General features: G+C 43.5%; 7 protein-coding genes. All 7 read right to left on the bottom strand.

Annotated elements, in window-relative coordinates:
- Nucleotides 1-12: 12 nt before the first annotated feature.
- The 7 genes from HXT52_RS04210 to HXT52_RS04240 all read right to left on the bottom strand — a co-directional run bounded on the left by HXT52_RS04210 (nt 13) and on the right by HXT52_RS04240 (nt 17720).
- Nucleotides 13-6165 carry a S8 family serine peptidase gene (locus HXT52_RS04210; RefSeq protein WP_421775785.1) on the bottom strand — a complete coding sequence of 2051 codons (6153 nt, stop codon included), beginning with the start codon at nt 6163-6165 and terminating at the stop codon, nt 13-15.
- Nucleotides 6166-6892: 727 nt separating this feature from the next.
- Nucleotides 6893-8017 (bottom strand): class C sortase, encoded by a 1125-nt coding sequence (locus tag HXT52_RS04215; protein WP_421775786.1) that lies wholly within the window; start codon nt 8015-8017, stop codon nt 6893-6895.
- A gap of 109 nt (nt 8018-8126) precedes the next feature.
- Entirely contained in the window at nt 8127-9818 is a 1692-nt protein-coding gene (locus HXT52_RS04220) for a SpaH/EbpB family LPXTG-anchored major pilin (RefSeq protein WP_421775787.1), read from the bottom strand.
- Nucleotides 9819-9827: 9 nt separating this feature from the next.
- Nucleotides 9828-12713: a hypothetical protein gene (locus HXT52_RS04225; RefSeq protein ID WP_421775788.1), complete on the bottom strand. Its 2886-nt coding sequence runs from the start codon at nt 12711-12713 to the stop codon at nt 9828-9830.
- A gap of 739 nt (nt 12714-13452) precedes the next feature.
- On the bottom strand, nt 13453-14625 hold the full coding sequence (locus HXT52_RS04230; RefSeq protein WP_421775789.1) for a class C sortase: 1173 nt from the start codon (nt 14623-14625) through the stop codon (nt 13453-13455).
- A gap of 504 nt (nt 14626-15129) precedes the next feature.
- Nucleotides 15130-15618, bottom strand: coding sequence for a hypothetical protein (locus HXT52_RS04235; RefSeq protein ID WP_119520550.1), 489 nt, complete (start codon nt 15616-15618; stop codon nt 15130-15132).
- Between the two features lie 266 nt (nt 15619-15884).
- A complete protein-coding gene (locus tag HXT52_RS04240) occupies nt 15885-17720 on the bottom strand; it encodes a SpaH/EbpB family LPXTG-anchored major pilin (protein WP_421775790.1) in 1836 nt (611 codons plus the stop codon).
- Nucleotides 17721-17891: the final 171 nt, after the last annotated feature.

Raw genomic sequence — 17891 nt, forward strand, 5'->3', positions numbered from 1 at the left:
AGTTATATTGTTTTATTTGCGAACAGCAGCGTTAGAACCAGCATGCACTCCATGGCGACGCGTGGTGAATGTTATTGCACCACTTACCATCAGTACCAAGAAGGTCACAACTGCAGCAACAACACCACTGCCAGTAGCAGCTAACTTTGAAGTCAGTTCCTTTGCAGTTGCACGTTCAGCAGTCTGTTCCTTACTTGAGTTACCAGCATCAGCACCAGCAGAATTGTTAGCACTGTTATTATCAGTAGCGCCATTAGATTCAGACTGAACACTGTCGGACTTATTTGCAGTGGCGGCATTAGCACTCTCATGATTCTCACCACCTTCTGTAGCACCTAACTTCGACTCTGCAGAAGCATGAACAGAACCACTAGCATCCTTTCCTTTCTTAGTAAAGGAACGATTAGCAGAATGGCTATTATTCACACGATCTGAATGACTCTGACCAGTATGTTCTAGCTTCTTTTCAGTCGGCTTCTTTTCAGCCGGCTTCTTTTCAGCCGGCTTAGATTCAGCTGGCTTCTTCGAAGCTGGCATATTGTCAGACTGAGTATCGGCATCAGCAACGTGCGCAGCAGACACAGTCACTTCACCAGAAGCAAGCTGACTACCATCAGCATCCATAAGCAAAATGGTATGTTTGCCAGTTAAACCAGCTGGAATCATAGCTTTGAAGTAGTACTTGCCGTTCTCATCAGCACGCACTGTTACATAATCATGACCATCTTCACCCTTAAGCTGCTGAGGCGTAGAGTAGATGAACGCATACATGCGAGCATCTTTCTTAGCATTATTCAAAGCTGCAGGTTTTCCAGAAACATACACACTCTGTTCCTTGCCAGCAACAATTTCCTTAGTATCTAAAGCAATCAGATTCTTTGTGAATTTTGCTGTAGAAACAGGAGGCAGCGGAGCTGAATCTGTTTGAGTTGATTCATCCTTAGTTTCCGGCTTTTTTGGAGTTGGCTTTGGAGCAGGAGCTGGCTTCTTGCCTGGTTTGCCTGGCTTACCCGGTTTGCCTGGTTTGCTTGGCTTACCCGGTTTGCTTGGCTTGCTTGGCTTACCTGGCTTACCCGGCTTGCCTGGCTTACCCGGCTTGCCTGGCTTCTCACCCTTGTGATCACCCGGCTTACCTGACTTACCCGGCTTCTCACCATCAGCATGTTTCTTACTACGCTTCACAATAAATGTGTACGCAGTAGCATCAGCACTATTATCACTGGTGTCGCTAGCAGTATTGCCAGCAAAATCAGTCGCCTCAATAGTAAGGGTGTGATTACCATCAGCCAATTTTTCAGTCGGAATCTTCAACGTTAATGTTGTAGAATCTGGCTTATCTGGAGTTGGATTATCGTTGATGTTCTTCACATCAACTAAGGTGCTTTCAACAGTATTTACTGGAAGATAATTTTCCGTATACGCTACTGGACGACCATCAACCATAACACGCAAAGACTTCAAATGATCATCTGTTGCTCGAACAGTGATTTCATGACCATTAGCAATCTCTTCACCTTCAACCAAACCAGCTTCAACTTTTGGATCCGTTTCATCAAGCACAACAGGAATCACACCGAGTAAATGAGATTCAACCTGATCACTTAAGTGCAGCAGCAACTTGTCACCATCGTTTACTGGAATATCAGTTGAGAATTGGCGACGAGTTACTTCAGTACCATTCGTATCCAAAGTGTAGAAATCACCTACAGAATCATTATTAATTCGCAAAGTTTGACCGAAAGCATCATCCGACACATTGCCACTAAAGGTAACGGTATCGCGATTTGTAAATAACGTATGTCCGTACAACTTTGGCGTGTCAAAACGTGCTGTTGGAGGCGTAATGTCGAAGTAGAAAGCTGCAGGAGTATCGATTACATTCGTTTCATCGTCTTCATCAGCATCTTCGTCAGTTGCTTTTGTATTTACTTGCAAGCGGAAATCGTTGATTCCTGGATGCATCGGCAACTTTACGCTAAACTTGCCATTCTTAATATTCGCGCGCAATGGGTTTGGAGTTACGAACTTCTTGGTTTTGGCATCAATTCGCGTAGCTGGAGTGAACAGTACACTCGTTACATTAGCACCCACTTCGCCTTGAGCAACAAAATAATTTTTGCCAATAACATCTGATCCATAAGCTTTCTTATGCACTAACCACGCATAAGAACCCATAGAACCAGCATTAGTAAGCACGAAATCTTTTGTCTGTGGAACTTCAGGCGCAGCAATTGCACGACCAGCAAGCGCTAGACCCATAGTAGTGCTATTTTCTGCGGAATCTGTAGCTACGAGCGTTACTGTCACAGCTTTAGCAGCAGGAGTAATCACTGTTTTAAAGCTACCGTCTTTGCCAACAGTTACCACTTCTTCAGTTTCCTTACCAGCTGCAGCCGCCTCTGCTTGCTTTACATTTGCATTAATACTCGCTGTTGAAGTTGTATTAGCTCCAGAAACAGCTTGCGAAGAAGATGCAGTAGTATGAGTGACACCCGAACCAGCAACAACATTAGCTGAAGTAGTATTGTCAGCAGCTTTCTGATACTTCAACGTTAGTTTTACAGTATCTCCAGGAGTGTCCGTTACTTTACCAGAAACAGTTACTTTACCATCTGCAGCTACAGGCAAATTACCCTTGTTGTCAAGACCATTCATGGTAATGTTTGGAGCTTGCGCGTTGAACGTTAGCTTAAGTTTCTTATTACCAAGACGATCACCTTTTGCATCGTACGCCTTAAACATCACAGTATTTTCGCCATTTTTCAGCGGCACAAACGCGTAGAAAGTATTCTCATCCTTGCGTTTTGCAGCATTCGTAACTTTCTGCTTTGTACCACCCTTAGGAGTTACGTAAGCTTGTATAGATGCGACGTTATCGGTAAGGTATCCTTCGATGTAGAACTTGCCATTAATATTTGGGTTAGTTTTACTTTCTTCTAGAGCATTAGCTTTAATTTGGTGAGAAGTAAGAACTTTTTCATTTGGAATAATAATGTTCCTAGTCGATATTTCTTCTTCCTTACCGTCTGCATTTTTTCGAGTATGCTTATTGAACACCTTCTTAACCTCAGTTGGGTTCATAGCATTGTCTCGAGCAAGCACATCTATATATGGCGCGTCCGTACCAATGTGGATAGGCTTGCATACTCGCGTACGAGTTGCTTCATTCAACGGACATTGAGTGTCTTCATCACCATAGTTCAAAGCATCTTTTACACCAGGAAGATGAATAGTTGGTACGCCAGGATCAGGACTCAATTCATCACTAATAACAATCTTCACGTTGCCGTTAGCATCACGATCAGATACTGTGACTTTAGGTCCATGATTATCGATTGCTACCTTCATATCGTAAGTTTGCCAATCAAACTTATCTCCTAAGCGAGCTTGAATACGATATGTGTACCATCCATCAGGAAGAATGTCAAACCTACTTGTTTTTGGATTCCACACAGACCCGTCGAAATTTCCAGCTAAACCGTCGGTTGCACTAGCATCAGAGATAGTAGAACGATTTACATTGTGTTCTGTTCCAAGAACAATCTTAGTTTTATGATGAGAATCCAACACAGAATACTTTATGTCAGACGCACCTCGGAACATAGACATAGATGGCACAACGTAATCCATCCACCCATCTTGATTTGCAGGTGAAAATTCACCAAGTACATACGGCTTAGTTTCATTATTGACTGGAAGTTTGCCCATACTGCCTGCTACAGAAAGTAAAGAAGTCGTAAGATCACTATGATTTGCACCATAGCTTTCTCCCGGCTTTACCATAATTGGTTCAGCATTCCAATCGCCTACGAAACCGAGGTATGGCACAGCAACATCTGGCTGAGTATCGCTCAGCGATTCAAAACGCACCCAACCTTCAATATAATGATTGCCTTTAGAACGATCTGGGCTTAACGTAAACTTCACATCATAGGTTTTCCCAGGCTTTACTGTAACTTCACGCGTTTTTGATTGCAACGTTTCAGTATCACTAATAGAGGTTACTGTATCTTTATTGGCCTCATTAGACTCATTGACAACATCCTGATCTGGGACAGCAAATTTTACTGGATTCTTACCATAATTATGTAAAGTAACTGTAAAGTTGCGATCAGCATTCACGTTTCTAAGAGCCACGTACGAATTGCCATCGACTGTTGCAATCACGTTAGTAGCAACAGCTTTATCGACCTGAGCTAAGCCAGCGCCAATTTGACGAGGAGCATACGGAATCTGCTTACTATCTGCAGAATCTTTACGTCCAATAATACTTGCTGTATTCATTAATGCTTGGCTTACACGGGTAGCCATTTCAGACTTTTTAAGCTTAGGGAAACGATTCTTATAGCTTTCCATCACTAACGCCGAAAGACCGGAAACGTTTGGAGCAGCCATAGAAGTACCGGACATGCTCGTGTATTTATTGCCATTCTGCGTAGACCACACGTTGCCACCAATGCCAGCAATATGAGGTTTGAAATCAAGTTCTGGCGTTGGTCCCCAAGAAGTGAAGGTTGAAGGCTTACCGTTATCTGGATTAACAATAGTAGTGAATTGGTTCGTGAAAGCTATCTTCACTTTCTCGCCTTTATGTAAAGCAGCAAGAATTTGCAAGGCATAAGAACGAGGGATGGACGCACCAAAGCAATCCTTGATTTTCTCCAATCCGCCCATTCCAATAAACATGGATGAATCTTTGTCGTGATTATAAACAATCACACCTTTAGCGCCTTTAGCAATAGCATTCTTAAACTTTTCCGTAAAAGTAATGCCACCACGTTCTACAAGAGCATACTTATCTTTAAGATCAAGATCTTTAACATCAGTTTCAGTAGCTTTTTTAGCATCCACAAGTTCATGCTGAGATACTGCGTCTATTAAAGAACCAATGGCAAGATTGTATGGCACTGCGTGAGATTTGCCATCTTTCCCTGTCCAGTTTGCTGCTTGCTGCGTAATGTTGGAATTTTCTACAGAAGCAACGCTGAAAGCGGAAGGATAAGAAGATGGAGATCCGAGAGTAGCATCATCCCACTTGCCAAGCGCATCATCCTCACCGCCGGAAGGAGAAAAGTTCAAGCCAGAGTTTCCAGCAGAAATCACTGGTAGTGAACCAGCTTCGCGAGCCTTTTTAAGTGCAATTGAAGTGGCATTAGAAGTTCCAGCAAAACCATTAGTTGAACCGAGAGACATGTTGATAATATCGGCGCCAAGTTTTACGGAATCTTCGATTGCAGCAACAATATCAACATCGCGAGCGCCATGTGCCTCAGGATTATTTGAGAACACTTTCATAGCAAGCAGCTGAGCGTTTGGAGCTACACCATCAACGCGATGATGTTCTGAAGCAGGAGAATCCTGTTCATCACCATTTGCAGCAACAATACCAGCCACATGCATACCGTGCTGTTCTGCACCAGAGTCTGTGAAGTTATCGTTTTCATCGGCGTAATTGAAACCTGCAGGAACTTTGTCAGTAGTGTTGCCTTTACCTGTTCGTTGTAATCGAAGATGTTGCTTAGCTGAAGCATCAAGCTTCATATCTTGGTGAGTTGGATCTATGCCGGTATCGATGATGGAAACCAGCATTCCAGTTCCATCAAGATGATGCTTTTTAAACACCGTCTGCACGCCTTGTAAATCGCGAGCATAATTTTCCATTGGATAATACAAGCGTTCTTTTGCAACAGAAACTACACCTGGCTCCTTTCGCAAAGCTTGAATATGATTTTCAGGAAGAGTAGCTTCAAAAGCACTCATTAAATAACCAACTTTGCGACGAACCGTCATATTGTACTTTGACTTTACGCGGTTAATTAAAACATCCTGCTCATGAATGTTGGCTTTTTCATCATAATCAGTGAGCTGCGGATGATTATTTTTCAACGTGACAACAACAGTCACTTGAGCATTTGAATTTTTATTAAATTGATCTTTTTTACCGTAATTCTCAAAAACTTTAGCAAGAGTTGGATTAATGTGACGCAGCTGTTCTGGGGTGAAATTCGTGTTTTTACGCGTTTTGGCAGACGCTGCAATGAATTCTGTGCCTGATGTTTCTTTCGCAAACGCTGGAGAAACATCAGCAATCGGCACCATAAGCGTCGCCGCAGCAACGCCTAATGCTGCTAAACGAGTCAGATATGACGTTCGTTTGAACTTCATAAACATACTCTCCTTCAAAATAGTGGTTAACTACCCAATGAAAAGTGCTTATAGATAATTCACAAGAAAATGTTGGTACTAATCCCAAATTCTGCAAGTGAAATTTCCTTGGAAACTTTGTGCAATATATGCAAAATTTCCAGCACAATTTCATATATCGGTGTAAATATTTTTGTTACGCTCATTTAAAGCATTTCCGCTAAATATCAAATGGGAGATATACCCCCCACCCATATAAATCAACAAATAATGCCACTTTTCAGCAGGTGCAACAAAAATATTTTTCACAAACTCTAGCACTGTTTGAGACAGAAACAATTCCAAATAAATTGCGTTTTCACAAACAAAAATATGAAGAAAATCACATTTTATATAAAAAATGGCTTAATTTAGCCCTTTTTACACAAATATTTTCTGCGATGTCAACATAGAAAAAATTCTGTATTAACATATAATTTACATGAAACTTGAGAAAAAATACATAATGTTACTATTTTTTAAGAAATTTAGAGCTAATTACCAACAAATGTTAGTGCGTTGCGCAATATAAACCGTAAATTTTTCAGCCAACCGACGATAGATGCAAACGGCAGAAACTTTACACGGTGAGAGCGTTACCACACATTTGTAGCAAAACACAACCCAAAACCCTCCAAACGCGAGGAAAGTTTCTCACATTTGGAGGGTTTGAAGTTGTGTGGCGCTCCAAACGCGCGCAATGCTGCGCTCAGGCAGGTCGTTTGCGCAACTTACGCAGCACACTGCGCGACACCGCCAGCAAATGCCGTCCGCGCAAAGCCATCGCACCTCGCCTCTTGCCCAATGCAATCGCAAGCATCATAAACAGCAGAATCGCAGACATCACCATCGACACTATAAACAGCGTCATCCAAAGCGGCCACTGCAAATGGTCATCAGGCGCTTTAACAGGGTCAGGCATCACGCGGTATCCAGTCACCAGCAGTCTGTGCGTGTTGATTCCATACGGCGTGCACGTGATCAGCGTCGCCAAGTCGCGCCCCTTCTCACGCCGCAGCAAACGAATATCGTTCGGCTGCACAACATTTATGCGAAATACTTTGTAGCGAAGAGTTTTGCCTTGCACGTCAAAATAGAAGTAATCGCCTTTTTTCAGCGTGTTTAAGTCGTCGAACATCGTGGCATCCGGCATACCAGTATGCGCCGTCACAACCGTGTGCCTGCTTTTGCCACCCACCGGCAAATCCGTGCCATACAAATGCCCCGCGCCCATTGCCAGAATAGTTTGAGTAGTTCCGTGGTAAATCGGCAGCCTCACGCCAATTTTCGGTATTTTCACGATACCCATAATGCCCATCGGCTCACTAAGTATTTTTTCATACTCTTTATACTCGGGAGTGTCCATGTAATCACTACTGCCGTTGTAAGGGTCCGCGCTAATAATCGCCTTGTGGTGAGCGTTGTACAGCCTCGCTTTTCGCAAAATTTGCGCGCGAGTTTCTTTAGGCTCGTACTTATTTAATTTGTCGTACTCGATTGAAAGTTCCTTGGCAGCATGATTGTTGACCAGAGTAGAAACCACAGGATAGCTAAAGCACAAAATGCCAATAAGAACAAGCACAACAGGCTCAGCCAGCTTGCGAAGTGGAGACATTGGCTTTTGGGAAGATTGATCTTGTGAGGATTGATCTTGTGGAGATTGAAGAGACTGATTTTGCAGAGACTGTGTAGATTTATCTTGTGTAGATTGCGTAGTTTCCGCAGTTTGCGCGCTCGCGGAATCTTGCTCGCTTTTGGAGAACTTATTAGCAAGCATACGAGCCAGCCGCTTAAATAACGCGCGAACAGACTCTGCAAAATCAGCCAACTTCATAATTCCTCCAATAAATATTCTTGCAAAATAAACAGGGAGCCGGGAAGCGTTAATTTAACGCGCACCCGACTCCCCATTTTCGTTAATGCTTAAAGAAGCAGGGATTAACTTAAGCGCGGAGCTTAGCCTGTTCCTCTTCCTTCTTGCGACGGTGAATGTAAACAACGAAGCCTGCGCCAACGAAGCACACGCCCGCGAGCGCGAAGAGAATCACGCCAGCAGCACCGGTCTTTGGAAGGTTGAACCAGAAGCCTTTATCCTTAGTAGGAAGATTCTGGAATGTATAGGTTGCATTGGTATCTTTAGCTTCAACTGCAACAGGATCAGGGTTACGAATGTAGCCAGCTGGCGCTTCAGTTTCTACAATATAGAATGTCTTATTATCTTTGACTAGTGAATATTCTTCTGTTTCACCAGTGGTTTCTGCCGACACTTTTTCGCCAAAAGCCGAGCGAGGACTATTCGCACCACATTTAGAGGCTACATCACCATTGGCTTTATTAAGCTCTGCAGTGCAAGCTTTCGCATCGGTTTCCTTGGCAAATATCACAAACTTTCCACCTTTAAGACCCTTATTGTCCGTAGCAGAAACCTTCTTAATTTTGAACTTAAGGAAATCTACTTTTTGGTTATCCTCACCGGTAACAACGTCAGGGGTGTCACCATCATGAGAAGGAATTAAGCCGCCCTTATTGGTAACAGATGTACCAAGATCTGCTGATGTGCTAGTCAGAGTGAACTCAAGCTCAACAAATACCTTTACAGGCTTTCCAGCGTTAGCGGTCTTATTTGCTTCTGCAGCAAGCTTTCCTTTACCTGTTGGAGTGAAGGAAATAGTAATTTTATGCTCATCACCAGTTGCTTGAGCATCAGGCGTGACGGTGTAGTCAGTAGCATCAAGCGTAGTATCGCTAGCTACAGGCTTCTCACCAGTTCCAAGAGTTACTTTCTTTACAACGTCAGCAGTGTAGGCAGTAAACGCCTTAGCAGGAGCGAGATCGACTACAGAATAGCCGTTAAAATCATCGGCGGTAAGAGCTGTAGCACCAGTTTCCTTCATCTTGTCAAGCTCAGCGCTAATGGTGTATTTGATTTTATCGCCCGCACCAATAGTCTCAGTAGTATCTGCAGTCTTCTTAACGCTCTTCTTCAAATTCTTGTTCTTTGGATCCGCGAATGGAGCATAGTTAAACTTTGTTTCGCCATTATCCTTCTCAATACTTGGGATTGTTATATAGAATGGCTTGGATTCGGATGCAGAGTAGCCCTTTGGAACTTTTGTTTCCGTAACTTGGTACAGACCAATCTTAAGGCTATCAAACTTAGCAACGCCCTTTGCTTTAGTCTCTACTTTAGTTCCGTTACCAGTTTCAAAAGTTATACCAGTAGGATTCTTCTCGCGCTTATTAAGCGTATCAATCTTATTGGCTACCTTAACCCAATCGGCATACTTAGTTAAGTCGATATTATTACCGTCGATTGCTGTCACCTTTTTTACAGTGAACTCAGCACCAGGAACAGGAGTTGACTTCTTCTGCTTGCCGTTCTCAACCTCATTTTCCCACTTGTAAACAGTGAGGGAATAATCGGCCTTCTGATCAGTTTCACTGAGTTTCCACGGGGCATCCTTATAAACAGCAGCCTGCGATGGCTTATCTACACCTGTTACACCAGGAGTCGCATTATCTTGTTCTTCGCCCCACGCAACGCTGGACACCGTCACAGCACCCGCCGCGCACAGCGTCCCAGCCATAGTGAGCGAAGCAAACGCAGCGACGCATCGTTTTGTGAAATTATTCATTTCTTCTCCTTATATTTCAGTGCCCTTGCGAGCAAATACTTCACCACTCTTTTGAGCAGCTATTTCACCGCTCTCACGAGCAGATATTTCACTACACTTTCGAGCAGAATTTTGGTACACAAAATTTTTCATAAATGCGCGCCCCCACTTTGTTTGGTCGAGAGCAAACGCAAGAACCATTAAGCACGTTGAAACAGTTGCAAAACCACCGAGCAGCATGTTCCAGCCTGCGAATCCAGTCTTTGGAAGTTTAAAAGGCTCAACAACGTGGATTGGGAAGGAAGTCATCGTCCAATCCTTGTCTTCTTCGAGGCCGGAATCGTCAAGAAGCTTATCGCCGTCTTGTACGGAAGTTGCGCCGCCTGCAAACTTTGCATTGTAAGCATCAAGCGCATTCGGCTTCAACGCATACACAGCGCACTGATAGTCGCCTGTTTCTGTAGGCGCACCGTCAATAATCGAATCCGTGCGTTCGACGGCCTTTAGAGGGTTAATCTTGCTAAAACGGAAATCAATATCGCGCTGATATAACTTACGATTTGTAATGCACGTACCCGGATTAGTCTTGCAATCATTGAAATCTTTTATTGATTCAACATGACTCCACTGATTATCTTTACCAGCACTCAAGCCATTAACACTACTAGACCAAGTGCCTTCTGATTTACCTTCTTTATTCAGCTTAGTGCACAAGAATTTTAGCGAAATCTTAGTATCAACGTCACGCAATGACCACGCATCAAGATACGGATTCAAAAAACGCATTCCGCGCATCATAGTAACGCCTTGATTAGAATCCACATCATCATAAAAACTGTCAGGATCAGCGTCAGTTATCTTTTCAATAGGATTTGCGCGAACTCTTAATTGCAAATCATTACGGCTCACAGTTGGGTGGTTTTCGACTGTAACATTCAGATATATTGGCTTTCCCTCATTACTGGAATCTAAATCAGCAGAAGAAGAGCCATCAGGATAATGCGCTATTACAGGTATTTTATAGTTTCCTGGATTCATCCAAGCGCTTATTCTTACAGTAATCTTGCCGTACTTTTTTCCAGAATTTTCAGAATTATCCTCGCCGATTTTACTATCAGTATTTTTTGGCTTATTGCTTTGTTCGCCATCAAAATAAGCCCAATCAGGTATTTTATTACCCTTCTCACTAGAATAATTTGCTATTTCAAACCAAGTTCCGTCAGGGAGTGCACCAGGACGAACATTCTTCTTACAATCTCCAACCTTGCAAGCACTAATAGGAACAGCAGTTGTTTTCTCACGCTCAGGTACTATACGGATTCCATAATAGAAAGGCTGGTAATAGTAAGACATATTGCGAACAGTAATGTTCAATTCTTTACTTTGCCAATTAATACCAGTTTTGAATAAATTAGTATCGTTTTTTAAAGCATTATTAATGTCTGCAATATTGTAGGATTTCTGCGAAGCAATAGAGTCGAATGTAGTTACTATAGAATCATTTTGCGCGCCGTCAGCTTTAATATCATTTTTCAAAGCATAAACTCTGCATGCAAAATCACCGGATTCTTTTGGAGATCCAGTAAGCTTACCAACAGTATGCTCATTGACTTTTCTAGCTACGTAACCAGGATGCGACTCAACATACTTGTCATACACGTAATCGTCATAAAGAAAATCTTTTACACTGCAGCCGCTGTCAGGATTGTCAAAGCACTTCTTTTGCTGCTCGTAACTGGCATGCTGCCAAACTGTTACGTTAGAGTCTTTTAATTCAAGACCGTTGATTCCGCCAGACTTGTAGCTTCCAGCAACAGGATTGCCATTCTTATCTTTCTTATAGCAAATCATGCGCTGACTGATATTACCCTGACCAAGATTTACAGTCGCATCGAATGAAGTATGCTCAACTTGCTTTCCGTTCATAAGAATTAACTTCTCATCGTTAGTAAATTGAACAAAACTATTATCGTTGTCTTCACTTAGTATTGAAAGATTTAAATCATTAGCTCCAGCAGGAGAACGCACTACATCTACATAAGCATATACTGGAGAAGACTGGCCATTCTTACTATTTCCAGCATTTTTATCATCGGAAGTAGATGTTCCATCTGGATAGTGCACAAGTACGTGCACTTTGTAATGACCTGCTTTAGTCCACCTATTTGGACGGAAAGTTATAACGCCAGTACCAGTTGGAATAGGCTTCGTTCTCTTGCACTGTTCATTTTCTTCTGACGCATTACCAGCTGACGCAGCACACTGTTCACCTTCAAAATTGGCCCATTCGTATGCATCATTTTCAGCATCCTTAACTTCAGCTTTTTTAAGCTCAAACCAAGTTCCTGCAGGTAGTTTACCAGGCTTAACGTTCGTTTTCTTCTTATTTTTAACACTTATAGGCTCATCAGACGTATTAGTGGTACTTGAGTCAAAGCTGCCTGCTGTTATGTTAGGAGAAGATTCTTCGTCGTATTCCGGATTATAGTATTCAGCGCTGTTATTAGCACTGCCGGTTGCACTGCGCTCTGTGGCTGAGCTGGTGGCGGTTTCAGCTTTTTTGTTGGTGTTTTTGTCGGCGTCTTTGTTGACATTAGTAGTGTCTTGCTTTGGCGCAGGCTTAATCGCAGAAGGATTAGTCTCAGAAGACTTTGGTGCAGGATCAGCCGCAGGCACAGGATCTGTTGAAGCATTTAGATTATTCGTAGGCTCAGCATTTTTAACAGCCTTAGTCTCATCCTTAGTATCAGCCTTAGTCTCAGTCGCAGCCTTAGTTGAAGTTTCGGAAGATGCGTTAGATGGAGCAATAGGAGCAATCGCGAAAGTCGCAAGAACAGTTGCAGCGGCAACAAAAAACGCAAAAAGAGCACGTCTTGTGCACTTACGAAAATCGCGCTTGCGTTGTTGCATAGACATTCGCAGTATCTCCTTCTAACCTTCATAACTCTTAAAACTCACAACAATTTATGCAATAAGCACGGCACAGACATAAGCTAACTTCCACGAAAAATTCGCAGCAACTTAACCCAACCATCAAATTCATGTAGTCGTTAGACTGTAACACGAATTGCAATCTGCCGAGCCCCTCTTGTAAATTGCAATGAGCTACACGCAACTATACCCCCCCCCCCCTAGTCGTTTTTCAAGTCTAATCGCGAAATAAAAGTAGTAAATGTGGTGCGCGAGTATCATTCGGAATGGTGGATTTTTGGAGATACGCAGGCAAGCGCGCAGAAGCCACGTGAAGAAACATTTGCCGTGTAATTCTCCGGCGTTTGTTGTCGGTTTCGTTGGTTTTGGAAACATTTGCCGGAGAATATTACGGCATTTGTAGTCATATAAGCGTTACAAGGAAACATTTGCCGTGGATTTTACCTCGCATTTGGAGAGTTTGAGGCTGCGTAGCGCTCCAAACGCGGGTAAAGTTTCTCACGTTTGGAGCGTTGACACTACTTTTGCGCTCCAAACGCGGGGAATGCTGCGCTCAGGCAGATCGTTCGCGCAACTTACGCAACGCGCTGCGCGAGTAACGATAAACAGCCAACATTCGTTACTAGCGCAGATTAGCTACTGCGCGAGTAACGATAAACAGCCAACATTCGTTACTAGCGCAGATTAGCTACTGCGCGAGGAACGCATCACACCGCTTCACGCGCTACCCGCGCCGCAACTTACTCAGCACATTGCGCGACACCGCCAGCAAATGCCGTCCGCGCACATAAATCTCATCGCGCTTCTTACGCCACAAAGTCGCAACCATCGTCGCCAACACCGCAAACGTCAAAATCATAGCGAGCACAAACAGCGTCATCCAAAGCGGCCACTGCACGCGATCCTCCGGCGCCTTCACCGGATCCGGCAGCACGCGGTATCCAGTCACAAGCAACCTATGCGAGTTAACGCCATAAGGGGTACATGTAAGCAGCGTCGCAAGGTCACGCCCCTTCTCACGCTGCAGCAAACTAATATCGTGCGGATCAACCACGCTAATACGAAACACCTTGTATCGCAGCGTCTCCCCCTGCACATCAAAGTAAAAATAGTCACCCTTCTTCAAATTCACCAAATCATCAAACATAGTCGCATCCGGCAAACCCGTATGCGCCGTCACCACCGCGTGACGATTCTTACCACCCACCGGCAAATCCGTACCATACAAGTGGCCCGCACCATGAGCCAAAACCTCCTGCGAACTACCATGGTAAATCGGCAACTTCACGCCAATCTTCGGAATCTTCACAATACCCATAATGCCCATAGGCTCATCAAGCTGCTTCGCATACTCCTTATACTCCGGCTTATTCATGTAATCCGTCGTACCATCGTAAGGATCAGACGTAATAATCGCCTTATGACGCGCATTATAACGACGAGCCGCACGCAAATGAGCACGACGCACATCACCAGCCTGATCGTGATTATACTTATCGTACTCAGAAGAAATTTCCTTAGAAACGCGATTATTCCAAAGCGTAGAACACACCGGATACGCAAAGCACAAAAGGCCCGCGAGCACAAAGGCTATTGGCTCGACGATTTTACGAAGCATAGATTTTTGCTGGGATTTGTGGGCGGCGTGAGGCTTTTTTGTGGGGGCTTCTGGTGAGTTTGCTGCGGGTGATGCTGTTTCGGTTAAGTTTGTTTGGGTTGCGTTGGTTGTGTTAGTTTGGTTAAGGGTGATTTGGGTAGGGATAATTTGAGTTGCGTCTGATTCGGTTGCAGGTGATGCGGTTAAGTTAGTTTGGTTAGTTTGGTTTTTGAAAAGCTTATTTTGGGAGATTTTGTTGAGGAAAGCATATACTTTCGTAACGGCGCTGTTTAATTTCATGCTTCCTCCATTTCTGTGTTTATATTTACTGTGGCGCGAGTTTATTTTCGATGTTCTTGAGTATCGTCTATGAGTTTTGACTGGTTTTTGGCTGGCGTGTTTTCTGAAGTGCTGTGAGAGATAGGAATTACTTGTCTCGCAGCGCTACGCTCTTATACCTTATTTAGACTTAAAGGTTGCATAGTTAAGTTTAGTTTTTTAGTTACTTTCTTTCAAAAATATTTATTTATCAAAAAGATATTACTATCGCTCCGCTTTTATATTGCTCGACAAGCAATTCCTATCTCTCACTATTAGTAAAACCGCTAGTGTTTTGTGGTGTGGTAGGAGTAGTGCCTGGCGTGGAGTGTGCAGCAGCGAGAATGTTAGTGTTCGCTGATCAACAGGAATCAGCGTCTGCAGAGCACAACTGCAAAGCTTTGTGATACTGCTTTCCTGCTTTTTGCTATCGCATAATGCTTTTGTAAAAAGCAGGAAAGCAATACAGTTAATCTACATTAACTATTATTTTATTTTCTTAAGTTCATCCTTAACAATCTTCATTTTTTCGTATGAAGAAAATTTTTTGCACACGAAAAAACCATATAAGAAGACAGCAAGCACAAAAAGGATACCAACTAAATATATTCCACTGCAATTATTCTTAAACTCTTTTGGTAAGAAATTACCAACAAGCATAGTAATAAACGCGAGAAAGAATGGTATCACGAAGTTGGAAGCAAAACAATCCCACTTGTTATATACATATCTTATTCTTTGAAGTTCTTTTTTTAATTCTTCTTCTACATTCTCCTTATGAAGAATCTCATCTATTGTATAACGATTGTAATAGTCAATATTAAATCTTATTGAAAATACCCTTATGAACCATCTAAATCCCCTTTCCACACAATAACATACTTTTTCTTTAATATCGGAATATTTTATTTTCAACCAAGGAATTATTTTCCCCCAACAAGAAACTTTGCCCTCATTCGCATTTTCGTTTGACATTGTAACTTCTTCTCTAGTTAGTGATGAATTGTTGTTATTGATGAATAGTTTTATGCAAGCGGTGTGAAGATCACTCAGGCTCAGAACACGAAGCCATATGAAGACAGCAGACTGCGCTGTGCGAAGAAGAGGGATGCTCGCGCAAAGCGCGAACACAGTGCAGCCTGCTGAGTATTTAATTATAGCCAGGCGATTAAAATCTCGCGCGCAGCGCGTTTACAGCTTTAATCGCCCAGCGGATTGCAATTCTGAAGAATTGCAAAGAATCAGGCAGCCTGCTGCTCTTCATCCTTCTTGCGGTTACGCATGAAGACGAAGATGCCGAAGCACACCAAGCAAACGCCAGCCAACGCGAAGATCACAACGCCAGCAGCACCGGTCTTTGGAAGGTTGAAGAGCCAGCCCTTACCACCGTTGCCACTGTCAGGAATGTTCTTGACGGTGATAGTCTTGGTTGTTTCACCTGTTTCAACTGTCACATTCTGAACATCAGGGTTACGAATGTAGCCAGCTGGTGCAGCGGTCTCCACAACGTAGAATTCTGTACCGCGCTTAACTGAGTAACCGTCGGTTTCACCAAGGGTTTTGCCGTTCTCTGTCTTATCAGCAGTAGTTTTCTCATCAAAGCCAACTGAAGACTTATTCTTGCAAACCTTGTCAAGCTCTGTGCCATTTGTACCTGCCTTAATAGCATCGGTGCAAGCCTGAGCTTCAGTCTTAACAGCAAACAACCTAAACTTTGCGCCGCCCAAGGCAGTATTCTCATCCTGAGAAGAAACCTTCTTAATCTTGAATGTAGCAAAATCGGTGCTTGGAGGAGTATCAGCAGGAATCTCTGAAGCAGACGATCCAGGCACGTGGGAAGGAATAACGCTTGCCTTGTTGGTAACCTTGCCAGTCTTAAGCTTTGTAGAATCTGCAAGAGTGAACTTAAAGTGAACAGTTACATACACAGTCTTACCAACGTTGGACGCGTCGTTTACTTTGGCAGCAAGCTTTTTGCGGCCAGAATCAGTGAACTCGATCTTAATCTTCGTACGAGCAACGTCTTCTTTACCTTGTTCTGTAACTGCAGGAATCGTAGTACTGTTATCTACAGTGTAGTCACTCTGAGCTGCATCATCCTTGTACTCAAGAGGCGTACCCTTTGTAACTGTACCTTGATTTTCAGTATCACCAACAGTCATTTCAGTAATTACTTTATGGTCATACGCAGTAAAGTAGTCGCTTGGCGCAAGATCGAAGATTGTGTAGCCCTTGAGCTCATCTGGATTAACATTCTCGGACTTTGTATCGGCCTTTGACTTATCGAGCTTTGCCTTGATGGTGTACTCGATCGTATCGCCAGCACCAACCGTATGAGTGAGGTCTTGCGATTTAGTCACAATGCCAGACTGGTCAGTGTTCTTAGGATCAACGAATGGAGCGTAGTTGTACTTGGTTTCGGTTGTTTGGCCAGTAGTAACTTTCTCAATCATTGGCAAAGTCATGTAGAATGCCTTGCCGCCGTCCGAAGCAGAGTAACCTGCAGGAACTTTGGTTTCCTGAACCTGGTACAAGCCGAGTGGAAGATCCTTGAACTGCACAACACCGTTAGCGTTTGTGTCGCCATTTAAGGTTAAAGTATCAAACTCGACCTTAAGCTTACTATCTGCACCTGTTGCATTGATTTCACCATTGTTGAGCTGCTTAACATTCTTAGCAATTTCTGACCAATCAGAGTATTTGGTCAAATCGAGCGTAGTTGAGCCAATTGACTTAACCTTCTTGATGGTAAAGCCAGCGCCTTTAACAGGAGTTTCCTTCTTCTGCTTGTTGCCTTCACCGGTTTCAGACTTCCACTTGTAGATGGTGATGGAGCCGGTCTTGGTTGCGGCTTGATCACCAAGATTCCATGGGGCTTTGCCGTAGTCTTGAGCAGAGTCCTTGGAAGGATTATCTACACCAGTAGTACCTTTACCTAATGTGGTGTCAGTACCACCTACAACACTTGGCGTAGCCCAAGCAGAGCTGCCAGCCACCACGGCGCCGGCGACGCACAGCGTGCCAGCCATTGCGAGCGAGGCCACAGCGGCCACGCATTGTTTAGTGAATTTATTCACTTTCTTCTCCTTTGTTCAGTGCCCTTTCGGGCAGGTTTTGAGGAAAATACGATTGTTTTTAATTTTGTGTTGCGCTTAGCGAGCCACGTTTTGTGAGCGAGCCACGATGTGCGTACGATCCACGGTTGTGGTCAAGCCACGTTCGTGATCAAGCCACGTTTCGCGGGCGCT

The organism is Gardnerella sp. KA00288 (genome assembly GCF_049244085.1).
GTDB lineage: Bacteria > Actinomycetota > Actinomycetes > Actinomycetales > Bifidobacteriaceae > Bifidobacterium > Bifidobacterium greenwoodii.

Excerpts from the sequence above, each read along its gene's own strand:
- HXT52_RS04215 (WP_421775786.1), bottom strand. The coding sequence starts at position 8,017 with ATGAAGTTGGCTGATTTTGCAGAGTCTGTTCGCGCGTTATTTAAGCGG.
- HXT52_RS04225 (WP_421775788.1), bottom strand. The coding sequence starts at position 12,713 with ATGTCTATGCAACAACGCAAGCGCGATTTTCGTAAGTGCACAAGACGT.
- HXT52_RS04235 (WP_119520550.1), bottom strand. The coding sequence starts at position 15,618 with ATGTCAAACGAAAATGCGAATGAGGGCAAAGTTTCTTGTTGGGGGAAA.
- HXT52_RS04230 (WP_421775789.1), bottom strand. The coding sequence starts at position 14,625 with ATGAAATTAAACAGCGCCGTTACGAAAGTATATGCTTTCCTCAACAAA.
- HXT52_RS04220 (WP_421775787.1), bottom strand. The coding sequence starts at position 9,818 with ATGAATAATTTCACAAAACGATGCGTCGCTGCGTTTGCTTCGCTCACT.
- HXT52_RS04210 (WP_421775785.1), bottom strand. The coding sequence starts at position 6,165 with ATGAAGTTCAAACGAACGTCATATCTGACTCGTTTAGCAGCATTAGGC.